At 60.8% G+C, this 15,396-nt stretch carries 12 protein-coding genes; 6 read left to right on the top strand and 6 right to left on the bottom strand.

The annotated features are described in order from the left end of the window. The first annotated feature begins 11 nt into the window (after positions 1-11). From thiC to QAZ22_RS05770, 6 genes are read left to right on the top strand one after another with little or no spacing between them, the layout of a single operon-like run. Positions 12-1,847, top strand: a complete 1,836-nt coding sequence (gene thiC, locus QAZ22_RS05795) for a phosphomethylpyrimidine synthase ThiC (protein ID WP_063169414.1) — start codon at positions 12-14, stop codon at positions 1,845-1,847. Further along, positions 1,844-2,845 (top strand): glycine oxidase ThiO, encoded by a 1,002-nt coding sequence (gene thiO / locus QAZ22_RS05790; protein WP_063169415.1) that lies wholly within the window; start codon positions 1,844-1,846, stop codon positions 2,843-2,845. The genes thiC and thiO overlap by 4 nt, the downstream gene beginning before the upstream one ends. Continuing rightward, positions 2,814-3,011, top strand: coding sequence for a sulfur carrier protein ThiS (gene thiS, locus QAZ22_RS05785; protein WP_024504260.1), 198 nt, complete (start codon positions 2,814-2,816; stop codon positions 3,009-3,011). Before thiO ends, thiS begins: the two co-directional genes overlap by 32 nt. Before the next feature lies 1 nt (position 3,012). Next, complete coding sequence (locus tag QAZ22_RS05780; RefSeq protein WP_024504259.1) at positions 3,013-3,786, top strand: thiazole synthase; 774 nt, start codon at positions 3,013-3,015, stop codon at positions 3,784-3,786. Next, entirely contained in the window at positions 3,783-4,388 is a 606-nt protein-coding gene (locus tag QAZ22_RS05775) for a thiamine phosphate synthase (RefSeq protein ID WP_063169416.1), read from the top strand. The genes QAZ22_RS05780 and QAZ22_RS05775 overlap by 4 nt, the downstream gene beginning before the upstream one ends. Further along, entirely contained in the window at positions 4,379-5,194 is an 816-nt protein-coding gene (locus QAZ22_RS05770; protein ID WP_063169417.1) for a hydroxymethylpyrimidine/phosphomethylpyrimidine kinase, read from the top strand. The genes QAZ22_RS05775 and QAZ22_RS05770 overlap by 10 nt, the downstream gene beginning before the upstream one ends. A gap of 905 nt (positions 5,195-6,099) precedes the next feature. Here QAZ22_RS05770 and QAZ22_RS05765 read toward each other — a convergent pair. The 6 genes from QAZ22_RS05765 to QAZ22_RS05740 form a co-directional block, all read right to left on the bottom strand. Then, positions 6,100-6,666, bottom strand: coding sequence for a hypothetical protein (locus QAZ22_RS05765; protein WP_063169418.1), 567 nt, complete (start codon positions 6,664-6,666; stop codon positions 6,100-6,102). A 24-nt stretch (positions 6,667-6,690) separates the two neighbouring features. Then, the gene (locus QAZ22_RS05760) at positions 6,691-8,664 is read right to left on the bottom strand and encodes a DUF3732 domain-containing protein (RefSeq protein ID WP_063169419.1); all 1,974 of its coding nucleotides are present in this window, start codon (positions 8,662-8,664) and stop codon (positions 6,691-6,693) included. After that, entirely contained in the window at positions 8,665-9,177 is a 513-nt protein-coding gene (locus tag QAZ22_RS05755) for a three component ABC system middle component (RefSeq protein WP_063169420.1), read from the bottom strand. Beyond that, positions 9,174-10,340 (bottom strand): ABC-three component system protein, encoded by a 1,167-nt coding sequence (locus tag QAZ22_RS05750; protein ID WP_063169421.1) that lies wholly within the window; start codon positions 10,338-10,340, stop codon positions 9,174-9,176. The genes QAZ22_RS05755 and QAZ22_RS05750 overlap by 4 nt, the downstream gene beginning before the upstream one ends. Positions 10,341-10,663: 323 nt before the next feature. After that, a complete protein-coding gene (locus QAZ22_RS05745; RefSeq protein WP_063169422.1) occupies positions 10,664-14,137 on the bottom strand; it encodes an AAA family ATPase in 3,474 nt (1,157 codons plus the stop codon). Then, complete coding sequence (locus QAZ22_RS05740; protein ID WP_063169423.1) at positions 14,134-15,393, bottom strand: DNA repair exonuclease; 1,260 nt, start codon at positions 15,391-15,393, stop codon at positions 14,134-14,136. The genes QAZ22_RS05745 and QAZ22_RS05740 overlap by 4 nt, the downstream gene beginning before the upstream one ends. Between the last annotated feature and the right edge of the window lie 3 nt (positions 15,394-15,396).

Below are 15,396 nucleotides of genomic sequence, written 5' to 3'. Positions count from 1 at the left end.
GGAGCCTCACGATGAATGCCCTCACCCCCGCCGTATCGACGGGACCACTGCCCGCCTCGCGGAAAATCCACAAGCCCGGCGTCCTCTACCCGCAGATCAGGGTGCCGATGCGCGAGATTTCCGTCCATCCGACGGCCGGCGAACCGCCCGTCACCGTCTACGATCCGTCCGGCCCCTACACCGATCCATCAGTCGAAACCAGCATCGAAAAAGGCCTTGCCCGGCTTCGCCACGAATGGGTCACGGCGCGTGGCGATGTCGAAGCCTATGACGGCCGCCACGTCCGGCCGGAAGACAATGGATTCGCCACCGGCGAGCGCCTGACACCGGAATTTCCGATACGCAATCGGCCGCTCAAGGCCAAGCAGGGCAAGGCGGTGACCCAACTTGCCTATGCGCGCGCCGGCATCATCACGCCAGAAATGGAGTTCGTAGCCATCCGCGAGAATCTCGGCCGCGAGGTGATGCGCGGCAAGCTGCAACGCGACGGCGAAGCCTTCGGCGCGGCGATCCCAGATTTCGTCACACCCGAATTCGTGCGCGACGAGGTGGCGCGCGGGCGCGCAATCATTCCCGCCAACATCAATCATCCCGAGAGCGAGCCGATGATCATCGGTCGCAATTTTCTGGTCAAGATCAACGCCAACATCGGTAACTCGGCTGTCACATCGTCGATGGCCGAAGAGGTCGAAAAAATGGTCTGGGCTATCCGCTGGGGCGCGGACACGGTGATGGACCTGTCGACCGGCCGCAACATCCACAACATCCGCGACTGGATCGTGCGCAATGCGCCGGTGCCGATCGGTACGGTGCCGCTCTATCAGGCGCTGGAAAAGGTCAACGGCATCGCCGAGGATCTGAACTGGGAGGTCTACCGCGACACGCTGATCGAGCAGGCCGAGCAAGGCGTCGACTATTTCACCATCCACGCCGGCGTGCGGCTGCACTACATCCCGCTGACCGTCGACCGGGTCACGGGCATCGTCTCGCGCGGCGGCTCGATCATGGCCAAATGGTGCCTGCACCATCACCGGGAGAGCTTCCTCTACGAGCATTTCGAGGAGATCTGCGACATCGCCAGAGCCTATGACGTCTCCTTCTCGCTCGGCGACGGCCTTCGTCCCGGTTCAATCGCCGATGCGAACGACGCGGCGCAATTCGCCGAACTGGAAACACTTGGAGAACTCACCAAGATTGCCTGGGCAAAGGACTGCCAGGTGATGATCGAAGGCCCGGGCCATGTCCCCATGCACAAGATCAAGCAGAACATGGACAAGCAGCTCGCAGTGTGCGGTGAGGCGCCGTTCTACACGTTGGGGCCGCTGACGACCGACATCGCGCCGGGCTATGACCACATCACCTCAGGGATAGGTGCCGCCATGATAGGCTGGTTCGGCACCGCAATGCTTTGCTACGTCACGCCGAAAGAGCATCTCGGCCTTCCCGACCGCAACGACGTCAAGATTGGCGTGATCACCTACAAGATAGCCGCCCATGCAGCCGATCTGGCGAAGGGCCATCCGGCAGCGAAAACCAGGGATGATGCCCTTTCGCGCGCGCGCTTCGAGTTCCGCTGGGAGGACCAGTTCAACCTGTCGCTCGACCCCGAAACCGCACGGTCCTTCCACGACCAGACCTTGCCCAAGGAGGCGCACAAGCTGGCACATTTTTGTTCGATGTGCGGGCCGAAATTCTGCTCCATGCGCATTTCCCACGACATCCGTGCCGAGGCCCAGAAGGAAGGCATGGCGGCAATGGCGGCAAAATACCGGGAGGGCGGCGATCTCTACATGCAGGCGGACGAGACTGGCGTACCGGTCGTGCCAGAGGCTCCCAAACCATCATGAGGGTGCTCGTCAAAGGGGCCGGCGTTGCCGGCCTCACCGTCGCTTTCGAACTCGCCGCCCGCGGCGCGACGGTCACCGTCGCCGAGATGCGGCATGGCCTTGGTGGCAACGCGTCGTGGTTCGCCGGCGGCATGCTGGCGCCATGGTGCGAGCGCGAAAGCGCGGAGCAGCCGGTGCTGGATCTCGGACGCGATGCTGCCGACTGGTGGGATGCGGTGCTGTCGGGTCAGGTGACACGGGCCGGGACATTGGTCGTGGCCGCGCCGCGTGATGCCGGTGAGCTTGACCGGTTCGCCAGTCGCACGTCAGGGCATCGGCGCGTCGATGAAAACGAAATTGCGCTCCTGGAACCCGACCTCGCCGGCCGCTTCCGGCGTGGATTGCTCTTCCCCGACGAGGCTCACCTCGACCCACGCCCGGCGATGGCGGCACTTCATGACAAGCTTGCGACCATGGGTGTCAAATTCCACTTCGGCTGCGACGCCCGGCCTGTTTCGGGATTCGCCCGTCAGATAGACTGCATGGGAATGGCAGCGGCCGATGACAGGCTGCGCGGTGTTCGCGGCGAAATGCTGATCCTTCGCACGCCTGATGTCTCGCTGTCGCGGCCGGTCCGTTTGCTTCATCCACGCTTTCCGCTTTATGCCGTGCCGCGCACCGATCACCGTTTCATGATCGGAGCGACGATGATTGAAAGCCAGAGCGCCGGACCGGTGACGGCGCGTTCCATGATGGAGCTGCTGGGCGCCGCCCATGCCCTCCATCCGGCCTTTGGTGAGGCCGAGATCGTTGAAACCGGTGTGGGTGTCCGTCCGGCATTTCCCGACAATTTGCCACGCGTCGAAACAGACGGTGAGATCATCGCGATCAACGGTCTTTATCGTCACGGTTTTCTCCTCGCCCCCGCCATGGCGCGCCAGGCTGCCGACCTGGTTTTCAGTCAAGACAGAACCAAGGAGCATGCTCATGAAACTGATGGTCAACGGCGAGGCGCGTGAGATTGCCGCCACCACGCTGGCCGAGTTGCTTGCCGCGCTCGACTATGAGGGCGATTGGCTCGCCACCGCCGTCAACAGCGACCTCGTGCACAAAGCCAACCGCGCGGAGTTCCAGTTGAGCGACGGCGACCGGATCGAAATCCTCTCGCCCATGCAGGGCGGCTAGCATGTTGGAGCTTTATGGAACCGAGCTTTCGTCGCGCCTGCTTCTCGGCACGGCTCAGTATCCTTCGCCGGCCATCCTTGCCGATGCAGTCAAGGCATCGGGCACGTCGGTGGTGACCGTCTCGTTGCGGCGTGAGATGGCGGGCGGTAGGGCCGGCGAACAATTCTGGTCGTTGATCCGCTCGCTGGGCGCCAGAACCCTGCCCAATACCGCCGGCTGCCTCTCCGTCAAGGAAGCCGTCACCACCGCGAAAATGGCGCGCGAGGTCTTCGGCACCAACTGGATCAAGCTCGAAGTGATCGGCAATCACGACACGCTACAGCCGGATGTGTTCGGTCTGGTTGAAGCCGCCCGCATCCTGTGCGAGGACGGCTTTGCGGTATTCCCCTATACCACCGACGATCTCGTTGTCGCCGAGCGGCTGCTGGAAGCGGGCTGCAAGGTCCTGATGCCGTGGTGCGCACCGATCGGTTCCGCCTTGGGACCGGTCAACATGACGGCGCTGCGCTCGATGCGCGGATATTTCCCTGGCGTCCCGCTGATTGTGGATGCGGGGCTCGGACGGCCGTCGCACGCGGCCACCGTCATGGAACTCGGCTTTGACGCCGTGCTCCTGAACACAGCGGTCGCCAAGGCGGCAGATCCGGTCGGCATGGCGCGTGCTTTCGGTAAGGCGGTCGACGCCGGTCGTGAGGCGTTCAGTTCGGGAATGCTCGAACCGCGCGACGTCGCCGTGCCATCGACACCGATGGTCGGCAGGGCCGTTTTTTCATGAAGCTCGATCCCTTCTACCTGATCGTCGACAGCGCCGCCTGGATCGAAAGGTTGGCGCCGCTCGGCGTCAAGCTGATTCAGCTTCGCATCAAAACCATGGATGAAACCGGGCTGCGCGCGGAGATCCGCAAGTCGAAGGCCTGGTGTGTCCAACACAAAAGCCAGCTCATCATCAATGATTATTGGCGCCTGGCAATCGAGGAAGGCTGCGATTTCGTGCATCTGGGCCAGGAGGATTTGCAAACGGCCGACCTCTCGAGGATACGGGCAGCGGGCGTCAGGCTCGGATTGAGCACGCATGATCATGTCGAGCTGGAAACGGCCATGTTTGCCGAGCCCGACTATGTCGCGCTCGGTCCGATCTATCCCACCACTTTGAAGAAAATGAAGTGGGCACCGCAAGGGCTAGAGCGGATCAGCGAGTGGAAGCGGCGGGTGGCGCCGATCCCATTGGTCGCCATCGGCGGCCTCAACCCCGACCGCCTCGACGGCGTCTTTGAGGCCGGCGCCAACAGCGCCGCAGTGGTCACGGACATCACGTTGAGCTTCGACCCCGAAGCGCGCACGCGAGAATGGATCGAAAAGACGGACCGATGGCGATGAGACGAGAACCGCATGTGCTTGTCGTTGGCGGATCAGATTCCAGCGGGGGTGCTGGAATAGCACGCGACATCGAGACGATCTCTGCCGTTGGCGTGCGCACCTGTCTCGCCGTCACAGCGCTAACGGTGCAAACGCACGACGCCGTGATCGAAATCCATCATTCGCCACCCAGCATGGTGGCCAATCAGATGTGTGCCGCGCTACAGGCCAACGACGTAGCCACAATCAAGATCGGCATGCTGGCGACTGCCAAGATCATTGTTGCCGTTGCCGCAGTGCTGCGCAAATTTCCGCAAGTGCCGGCAGTACTCGACCCTGTGCTGGCCTCCACCTCAGGCCGCGCACTTCTGGAAGCAGGCGCTATCGCTGCCATGAAGCGCGATTTGATGCCGCTTTGCTGCATTGTCACGCCCAACCTTCCTGAACTGGCGCTCCTTACTGGTTCCGAACCGGCTTCGGATGAGGACGGTGCGCTCCAACAAGGACAAAGACTGCAGGCCGTCGGCCCTCAGGCCCTGCTGATCAAGGGTGGGCACGCGTCGGGTCCCCGATCGGCCGATATTCTGTTACGCTCCGATCATGAACCCATCCACTTCGACACGCCGCGCCTTGCTATATCGATGCGCGGAACAGGTTGCATGCTGGCCAGCGCGATTGCGGCGCATCTGGCGAAGGCGAAGTCGCTCGAAGATAGCGTGCGCGAAGGCAAGCTGTTTGTGTTCGAGAAGCTTCAGAAATGCCGGCTGAATAATCACAACGTTCTGCGTCCAGCCAAGCAGACCCATTTTCCAGAATTTTTCCAGTAGCGAGACTGGAGGGCTACTGCTTCTCTATGCCATCCTTACAACGCGTTGAGTTCCACTGTGCCGTCCAGAATTATCTGTCGTTGTCCAGAATTAAGCCGGGCTTAGAACTGAAACGAACCCGCCGAAAGGTACGAGCGGCCCTCACTCGATAAGGGTTACCAAACCTATTCCTGTGGGCTACCAATCCGCGTGGTGGGTGGCCTTAGGTTACCAATCAGTGTGGCGTCCGGAATTATCTGCCTCTCTCCGGAATTAAGCCGAGATTAGAAGATCGGTGCGGTATTGCGCCCGGTCAAACCGTGTCGATTTGCGGCGTAGCCGACGTGTCTCACGCTTGGCGGCGTCGCACGCTGGTCCCGATTGTCGCCCGAATATCTGCCTACCGGCGACAGTGAATGCGCCAAGCTAGACCTTCGTCGATAGGGCGGCTCCGGTTTACCAATCCTGTCGTCCTAGGTTGACCAATCCGTTGTCGACCGTGAGCGGGTTTACCAATAAGGGCGGCTATATTCTGCGCAAACCCAATCACCTGATGCCAATCCAGAATTAATCGTCATTAAGGGCATTGGTAAACTCAGTCTGAAACCCCACCCTTAGCCAGAAAACTCTCCTGTTTTCAATCGCATAGCCCGCCCGCCAGCAACCGATAATTCGGGACCGGTAAACCCGTGAAAGGCCCAATAATTCCGGACGTCACACCAGTCTGCCCTTTTATGCGACTTTTCGAGCACAGACCGGGAACATCTGACCGTTTCCATTCATCGCCCAAGGCCGGTTTAGCGCTGGAAAAGCCAAAGTGCGGGAGTAAGAATGGCCGCAACGGGGCCGGAAGCCGTCGGTCAGCTTTCGGGGAGTGATCCCGGTAAGTTCGCAACTCATTCGCTTCTTTTCTGCAGTCCCCGCCATTACGAGTTGGCGGTGTCGGTCGCCGAGGGGATCAACGCCATTACTGCGGCTAGTTCGGCCCTCCGGACGAGGAATGGCATGCGCGTCGTCCCATAGTGCTTGGCAAGATGGAAGCGGTGCATGCCTCCTACGATGTGAACTTGGCCTTGGTACTCGCCGAGCAAAGGCGGTGTGACACCGCGGCCATGCAGCCATCGGTAGGCGATCCCACAGCTCTTGCTCTTGTAACGTTGATGCCAAGGACCCTTGTCCCTGCTGGCGGCGTAGGTAAGCCTGCCGCCAACGTCAGTGACATCAGCGTCGATAAGAATGAAATCCGTCGAAGCGTGGTCGCTGGGATCATCGCCGTCGAACGCGAGATAGAAGTTTGCAGGATCGCAGTCCCATATCGCAGTCAGTGCAACCGGAATGTTCTTTCTTCCTTTGCACCAGATGTCGACCTTGCGTTTCTCCTGAGCGCGGGCGACCTCGAAGGCTTCGTCTAGTTTTCCTTCCGCGACATCCATGGCTGTGATGACGTTCAAGCCAAGGGCCGTCAGACGGTTGATCTCGTCCACGTTCGCCATGCCTTCTCCTCTGGCAGCAGATTATTATCCACCGTTGGAAGATGCGGCGGCAATCCAAGCCTGAGGCACGAGGGCCTGTCCACGCCATTCCTCAATCAACTTGACTCCGGGAAGCTTGCCCCAGACGTCCTCATCTGCATGATCCAGCACGATGATCTGGAGGCGACCTTTCGCGGCCATGACCTCAGCGCCTAGGAGCGCAAAGACCTTCCTGACGGCGACCACGTCCTGATCCCTCCACGCGATGAGGTCGGGGCCCTCGTCGCCCGCCGCCCGCTTAGGAAAATAGACTTGGCTAGGTTGGTCGAAGATCAGCTGACCAGGGACTGGGTGATGAGGTTCGGCCAGGAAGTAGTGCTGCAGCGCAAGCATTAGTGCGACGTGATACGCGAGCCAATTGGCGCCGCTGCCAATCTCCCACAGGTAGTCCTCACGCGTTCCCCTAGTCACCTTGACGGTCAGGTCTTCAATCAACAGCCTAATCGGGGCCTCGGGCCACTCCGCGTCAAGCTGCGGAATCAGCCGATTGGCATGATGGGAGACTTGGTGCAACGCGTTGAATAGCTTGCGCTGGATGTCGGCCTCGGAGATCGTCTTTTGCAGCGTTGCAATATCGGCCTGCAGCGAGGTGAGTTCCTGCCGCAAATCCGACGACTGGTCGGCGCGGTCGTAGACGTGCAACGCCTGCTCCAATCGACCGAGGAAGCGCTCAAGCCTATCGAAGCGATTGGCCTCGTCTCGGGCGACGTCAGAGTCCCGTTCCAGCACCGCTATCTCGCTACGGACATCGTTCAACTCAGATAGGACCGCTTCAGCGGCGCCGCGCTGGCGCAGGATTTCCTTGTCAAGCGTGTTAGACATCGCAGGGTGGGTCCGCAGTCGGATCTCCAGACCGCCGAGGTTGTCGCAAAGGGCCAAGACCTTCTCGCGGCCGCCGTCCCCGAGTGCGACCAACGGATCGGCGAACTCGTCGGCCAAGTCCCTCAGCCACGTGGAAAGGTCCAAGCGGTCACGTTGGATGCGCATGGCGTCGCCGTACGCCTCGCTGCTCTCCACCAGACGGCGCAGTTCGTTCAGGCGCTGACGATGCTCGGTAAGTCGCGCGGCGATTTCAGTTTCCGACGCACGAAGGGTTTCCAGACGCGTCAGCACCACATCGATGCCGGCCAGGCTTGGTCGAGCAAGACTTGAGTTGCTGTTCGACACGCGCCGAAGCAGGTCAACAACGTCACTCCAGTCCTTCGGCACTTCAGTGGAGGAATCGACTAGGCCAAGTTCGACTGCCTGACGCAGCCACGCCTCCGCCTCCGCCCGCCAAGCGCCAGTTGCCGACACGATCGCGCGTAGCTCAGCCTCCTTCCGGCGGAGGTTGCGCTGGAGCCGATCGATCTCAAACCGCGCCTGGAGAATCTTTGCCGTGACCGCGCCCAGAACGTACGGGAAGATGGTCTTTAGCTTCTCCCGGTGTTCCGTCGTATCGGCCTTGAAAAACATCACGTCGGGATTGGCGATCACGTTCTGAGGTTGGAACGTGAAGGCCATGAGGTCGCGGAAGCTTGGCCTTTGCTTGAATCCATTCTCTGTACCTGGTTCGAAGTCGAGGTCAGTCAGTCCTGCCAGGCGGTTCATCGCGCGCTTGACCGTGTCGACATTGGTGGTCTTGTCGGTGATCGTCTCCGGAATTTCGACCTGTGCGCCCTCCAGCAGCACCATGTCGCCTGTGCTCTGTTGGTCCCCCGGTTCGCGTCGCGCCAAGAGCTTTTCGCCCTCCAGCGTCTCGATCAGAATGCCGAACCAGCTGCAGTTCTCGCGGATTACGCCCACCGGAATCGCGCATTTCTCCGAGCCCAGACAGTAATCAACAATAGGGATAACGGCGGACTTCCCGGTCTTCGACGCGCCGCTGATGACGTTGACGACACCGGGCTCGAACTTGACGACCCGCGGCGCTGCACCATTGCGGGGCCAAAGGATCAGTTTTCGAAGCTGGAAATACATCTAGAACTCCACCCGTAACAGGTTGGCCACCTGCGCGGTCCCCAGGTTCGAAAACCAGAAACCCAATTTCTCCGAGGCAGGTCCGAGGTGCTTGACGCGCTCTGGAAGGACGAGCCTCCTCGGTTTCGGTTCTGGTACGTTTGCTCTTAAAGTAGCATCCTTGTAATCCACGGACAGCAGCCGCCCGCTCACACCGACAGCGGCCGATTGCAATGTCAGAGTACGCAGCAGCAGCGCTCGCTCGTGGACGGCGAGGAGTTGTTCCCGTTCCTTCCCGAGCTTGGCCGCGAAGAGCGCCAGTCCAGAGGGTCGGTTTGTCGAAGTCACGATTTCGAGCGTTGCGCGATGCAGGACGATTGGCAGCACGAGAAACGCCAAGGCGAACGGCGCTGGACGTTCGTCCTCAGCCTGGAAACCTTGGCCAAATTGCCACAATGCGAAAGCCCCAAGTCCTGGATTCTGGACAAGGGCGAGGTCGCTGAGCGGTAGGTGCGATCGGCCAGCCTCAATCAAGTCGCTGGCTCCAAAAGAGTCTGGTAGTCGGGATGCCAGCCGAGGCGCAGGCCGTGGGCAAGGGCGTTGAATGATCCGTGGACGAAATGACCGGGGACGACTCGACCATCGAGTGGAGGCTGCAACTGCGCGCAGCGCCTGTAAACTATTCTACCACGAACCGTTGCGGGGTGTCCGGCCTGTATGTCGTGCACCTCTGCACTGACGTGCTCATAGCGACCGACAAGATCATCGTCCCAGTCACTTAGGTTCTTCTCAAAGATTAGCCCGCTTTCGCCCCAGATCGAGATGTCGGCGAGCGTCCTAAGGTAATCGCTAACAGCCCGGACGCACGCTTCGTCTCCCACCTCGATCAGCTCGAGTTGGCGGACGAAGGCGGGACGGTCGGCGATCAATTGTTCGATGGCCTCGACAGGCGGTTGCTTGGTGAAAGACGACAGCAGCCCTGGAAGGTTGTTCTTCTGAACAAATGCTCTTTGCTCGGCCTGAAACGCGTCCACGTCCAAGATGGCGGGCTTGCCAGCTCTAATCAGCCTGTCCGCCGCCTCCTTCGCAGCGCCGATCGCGCGTTCGCACACTAGGTCGATGATGAGCGGAGAGACCGTCGGCTTGAAGATCGCGCGTATCGGATCGACGGGATCTGCATCGACGCTGATAACGGCGAGATTCTTGACCAAGGCGGCGCAATGAGCCGCATCAGCGTTCAGGAAAGCTTGGACGTCGGCGTCGCATGCCGGTGCAGCTTTCAGCTTGCTGTGGGCTTTGGCGAGGTTAGCGACCAGCGCCTCCACGTCGGCATCTGTTTTCGCGTCGTTCAGCGCGATCGCGAAGGCACCCGCCTTCACCGGTGTGACATATAGCCGGAAATGGCTGGTCGCCGGGTCGATCTCTCCCGCCGCCATGAAGCTGAGCCAGTTGGCCAGAGACTTCCACAGGTCCGCAGCCCAGTCGGATATCGGATTTTGCTTCAGTGCGCTCTTGCTTTGCTCAAGAACGACTTCGCCGCCGACCAGGTGAACCGCCACATCGTCTAAATGTTCAAGAGAGACCAAGGCGCCGCTAGGCGCGTTGAGCAGGTGAAAGCAAAGGCGTACAGGTTGAAGCGCATAGCCGAGGTATTGGCCAGCGGCGCTGTGTTTTCCCGTTTGCGTCTTCGCGTTCATTGCCCATCCCGTTCTCCCGAGTCGCACCGGAAGAAGCCAGTAACGATATTGGTATAGTTCGCCGTTGTTTACAATTGGCGCCCCGGCGATAGGACGGCTAGGCGCGATACAATTGCTGTTTAGGGCCAGCTCTCGAAGTCCAGATTCGGCAGGACAATGAATTTGCAGGACGTCCATTATGGGCACATCGGGGCCGTCTATGGCTCGGGCGATATGTCCGCTTTTGGACGAACGCGAAGTTTGCCGGAACGTCTGACTTTGGGCGCATACTTGCCGTCAAATTCGGCGTCCTTCACTGGTTCGTTCACGTATTCCGGAGAAAATTACTGTGCGAGTTGATGGATCCTCGTTCCCGGTACGACAGCCTCAGCTATTTCACATAGATGCTTATGGTGCGTCAGGTAGATGACCTGACCTGTGTTTGCCATCGCTCCGAACAGCCTGAAAACCTCCTCCGAGCGAATATGGTCGAACGTCTCCATGATGTCGTCGGCGACGAATGGGACCGAGGGCCGAAATTGCGCGAACTCGTAATAACCGGCGAGTCTTAGGGCAAGGTACAGCTGAAATCGTGCACCCTTTGAAAGCGCTTCGGTGACCTTGGATTGCCCGTCACCCTGCACAGCAATGAGAACCTCACCACCTCTTACAGGCTGGGTTGTCAGCCCCGAATACTGGCCACGCGTCATTAGCTTGAACGCGTCTGATGCGCGCGCCATCATGCCGGAGCGATGGCTCTCACGGTAGATCCGCAAAGCATTGCCAGCCGACATGATGCCAAGCTTCAGCTCTATGTAGCGAACGGCCTTCTCCTCGATTTCCAGCAGGGTTGTGCGCCGTTCAGCATCCAGGCGTGCAACCGCACTATCACCGCCGATGGCGTCCAGCTTGTCGGCCGCGCGCGTCTGCCGGATCAGCTGTTGCTGGATGGTTTCATCGAACAGGCGAAGCCGCTGCTCACCCTCAGCCTTCTCGACCGCGAGGCCGTCGAAATCGATCGCGTCCAGGATCGAGCGGGCCTGCTCGAATCCGTCGACCGCGAGCTCCGCCACTATCCGTTCCTCAAGTTCGGCGACGGTGGTGCGCAAGCCATCGCGCTCACGCAACAGCTCATCGCGTTCGACTACCTCGGGCAGAGTGGCGACACCAAAGACGCCCAGCACCTCGTTCTTGCGGCGTTCGTGTGCCAAAATCTCAGTGTCGAGGATGTCGCGCGCCTCCTTGAGGCGCTTCAGGTCGTTGCCGAGGCTTGCCTTCGTTTCACGTGTCCGCTCGGCACGCTCTAGGCGCTCGGCAAGGCGGATGGCCAACTGCTCCGGGTCGGTATCCTTCGTCGGCTCGTCGGCTTCAACCGCAACGGCGATGACCTCGACCAGAAAATTGGCCCTGTCGGCCTCCATCTTGTCGATACGCAGCTGCAGGTCGTCCCGTTCCTGCAGGCTTCTTGAAAGTTCGGCCAATTGATCGAGCACAGTGCCGACGCCGGATGCGGAGAGCCCGCTTTCGAGCCAAGTTCCCTTGAGTGCTTCGGTAATGCCGGCCAGCCATTCCTCCTCGCGACGCTCCGCCACACCTACTGCAACCCGTCGTGCCGCTAGATCCTCTTCTTTGGAGCTCACCATTCTGAGCGCCTCGGCATACTCGGCGTCCACCTTGCGCTGCCGATCCAGAAACGGCTCCGCGATGGCCATGATTGCTTCGAGGGTGTCGTTGGACTCTGATACAATGCCGACGCTTCCCAGCACTGCTCTCATTTCCAAGCGTATCTGCTCGCCGGCGTCAGCGGCTCGCTCGGCCTTCAAGCGAGCAAGTTCGATCTGCTCCCAGGCAGCGAGCGCATCGCTGCGCGCCTCGATCTGATCCTCGATCCTTTCGATCAGGCGCTCAGACGAAGGTTCCACGGCGTCTCCGAGCAGGTCCCTGGCGGCCGCGCGGATTTCCAACAATTGGGTATCCACATCCTTGCCGAGCTGTGTGCGTTGGATGCCGTTGCGTGACAGGTTGGCCGCGGCCTCGGCCAGCTCGCGCGTAGTTGCCCGGATCTCAGCCAGATCCGCCGCGCCGGCCAGCCGGCCTGCGCTGGCAATGTCATCGCGCGCCAATGCCACGGCGAAGTCGTCAGCGGTGTCACCGGTCAGCGCTGCGCGGTGCGTTGCCCACGCATCATCGCGAACTCGGCGGATGGCGGTAGCCGCTTCATCGTCGACAATGTCGCCCGAGGCACGAAGGGCATCCAATCGTGCGGCGAGCATGGCATGGTTGCCCTCGTATTCAGCAAGGCGTTCGGCAAGTACGGCGGTGTTCCTTGCCAGTTCTGACGCTACCGTCTTCCAGGCGGCAATCTGCCCGGCGCTCGGAACCGCGACGTTGGCGAGAGCGAGGGCATCTCCGTTCCATGGACGCAAGCGCGCGAGCGCCGCCTTCCATCGGATTGTTCCCGCATCTTCCGCCTCGCGAGCCGTCCTAATCTCTGCCTGGTGTCCGCTTGCTCGCGCTTTCGACAAAGCCGAGCCCAGCCTTGCCCTGGCAGGTTCGGGCACCGCCCTTTCCTCGCCGACCCGCTGCCTTGCCACCTGCAGCGCATCGAGTGCCGCCGCGGCTTCGTCGCGAGCGGCACGCATCCCGGTAGCAATCCCGGACCTCTGCTCGACCATGGCGCGAACGACGCCAACGGTGACGGCAGGCAGAAGCAGCGCGCCAGGATCCGCCTCGGAAGATCGGCCCAAGGCGGCAAGGCAGCTCGCCACGCTGTTGTTGAGGATTTGCAGCTCCATCCTGCGAGTGGGCAAGTCAAAGCCAGCCGCGGTATGGCGCACCTTGCTCTCCGCCAGCCCGCGAATGCGTTCGGAAATCGACAGGATCGGTTCGTCCTCGTCGACCGCAGTGACTTTTTCCGCCAGGCGCTCGGTCTCGTCGATGTTTGCGGACAGCCGCGTTCTGAGGCTGGCATCGTCATCGATCAGTTCGGTGACACTTCCCGTCGATGTCCGGGCTGGGGAGGCGATGTCCGGCAGCTGATCCAGCCGGGCAATCTTGCGCCGGATATCCGCCAGCATCGGCGCAGCACGCACGTAACGAGCAAAGGTATCCAGCCTGGCCACCAGCACCGCCCGATCGCTGATGGTTCGGCCGTACTGCTGCGCTGCATCGAGACGTTCGGCCTCCAGGCCCTCGTAGGTTGATGCAAGGGTGTCGATCGCATCCCTGCGCGACTTTACGTCAACAAGGCGCTTCTTCAACAGCGCCAGTTCGGTTCCATGCGCCTGCTTCCGATACAGAGCGTCTGCTTCGGCCTCGAGGGCGTTCAACGTATCACTTGCGTTCCCAAGACCGGCGCTGGCCGTGAACAGAAGCTTGCCGAGGTCGCCCCGCGACTCCAGGATAGATTTTCCGCCGGCTTCCAACGTCTCGTCATCGAGTGAGAACATCGTCGTGTAGGCGTCGCGCGACAGACCGGCGAGATGCGCCGTGATCGCCACCTCGCTTACCGGTTGGCCCGTCGCATTCAATAGCGAATTACTGCGCTGTTTCGTACGCGTGAACGTGTGTTCGGAGCCGGCCAGTTCCAGCACCCCGCCGATGCGCATGGCACTGTACTCGTGCAGGAAGTTGTAGCGGCTCCGTTCCTCGATGCCGAACAGCAAGTCTAGATAGGCCGAAAGCGCAGTCGATTTGCCGGCCTCATTCAGGCCAAACACGATATGCAGATCAGGTCCGGATTCCGGTTTGGGTCCGAAGTCGATCGAACGATCGGTGAACTTTCCATAACGAATGAGGTCAAGGCGCCGCAACCTCATGACGATCCACCGGCCTTAAGGCGGGCAGTCACCAAGTCCGCGCCCTTGGAAAGCACCTGATCGAGGAACTGTTCCAGCCCGGCTTCGTCCGTCCCAGCAAAATCCCGCCCGTCGGCCGGAAGGTCGGCGACCATCTTTTGGACGAACGCCCTCGCCTCAGCGCGGAAGGCCTCCGAGGTGGCATCGGCACGCATTGATTGCTCGAGTTCGAAAATCGGATCAGCAATATCCTCGGCGGTCTCCGTCCGAGGCGGCGCGAGGTCAAGCTCGAGCTTCTCCACCCACGTATGGCCTAGCTGTTCCGCAGCCTGTTCGGCTTCGGCAAGAAGGAGGTCCCTGTCGCGGATCAGCGCCCACATCAGTGGTGACGTTCCTGTCAGGCCAATGCGAGCCACAGCATGACGCGATCGGACGGTTGCCCGCATCTCTTCGAGTGCGAAGCGAACACGCGCGACGGCCTCGGGCCACTCCACCGCTCCGGTAAGGTCGACGCTCACCCGTTCGAACTGCGCAACGCTGGTCAGCCGTTCCTCGATCTCCACCGAACGGTCGTGGCGCACCGTCACCAGGGTGACTGATTTCTCACCGGCCTCGTTGATATCCCTCCCCTGCGGTATTCCCGGCATCACCACGGCACTGGCGCCAGGATGGACTTGGCGAGCATGGATGTGGCCGAGGGCCCAATAGTCGAAACCGTGGGCGTGCAAGTCAGCGATGCTGCAGGGCGCGTAAACGTCGTGACCTGGCGATCCAGCCAGACTGGTATGCATGATGCCTATGTTGACGGCCCCTTCACGAGCCGCCGGATATTTGGTTAACAGGCTGTCCGGCGCCTTAGGGTTCGCAAAGCTCAAACCATGGAATACGACGTCCAGACCGCCGGCTGTCTGCAATACCGACTGAGCACGACCACCAAAGATGGTAACGGTGTCGGGAAATACCAGCTGTTTGGAAATCCGCGACAGGGCGTCATGATTACCGCGGATCTTGAAAACCATGATGCCGGCCTGGTGCAGGCGTGTCATCTGCGCGCCCAAGAACCGCGCTGTCTTCATTGAAGTCTGGTCGCCATCGTATAGGTCGCCAGCAATGACCAACGCGGCCACACGTTCCTCAAGGCAGAGATCCACTATCGAAACGAATGCCTGGCGGCTGGCGTCGCCCACCAGCCCGGCAAGATCGGGATTTCGCATCGCCAGCGAACGAAGCGGCGAGTCGAGATGAATATCGGCCGTGTGTACGAATCGAAATGCCATTCG

The sequence above is a fragment of the Mesorhizobium sp. WSM4906 genome (assembly GCF_029674625.1).
Classification (GTDB): domain Bacteria; phylum Pseudomonadota; class Alphaproteobacteria; order Rhizobiales; family Rhizobiaceae; genus Mesorhizobium.
Note: the sequence above shows the minus strand (reverse complement) of the source record. Positions and strands in the feature narration are given on the sequence as shown.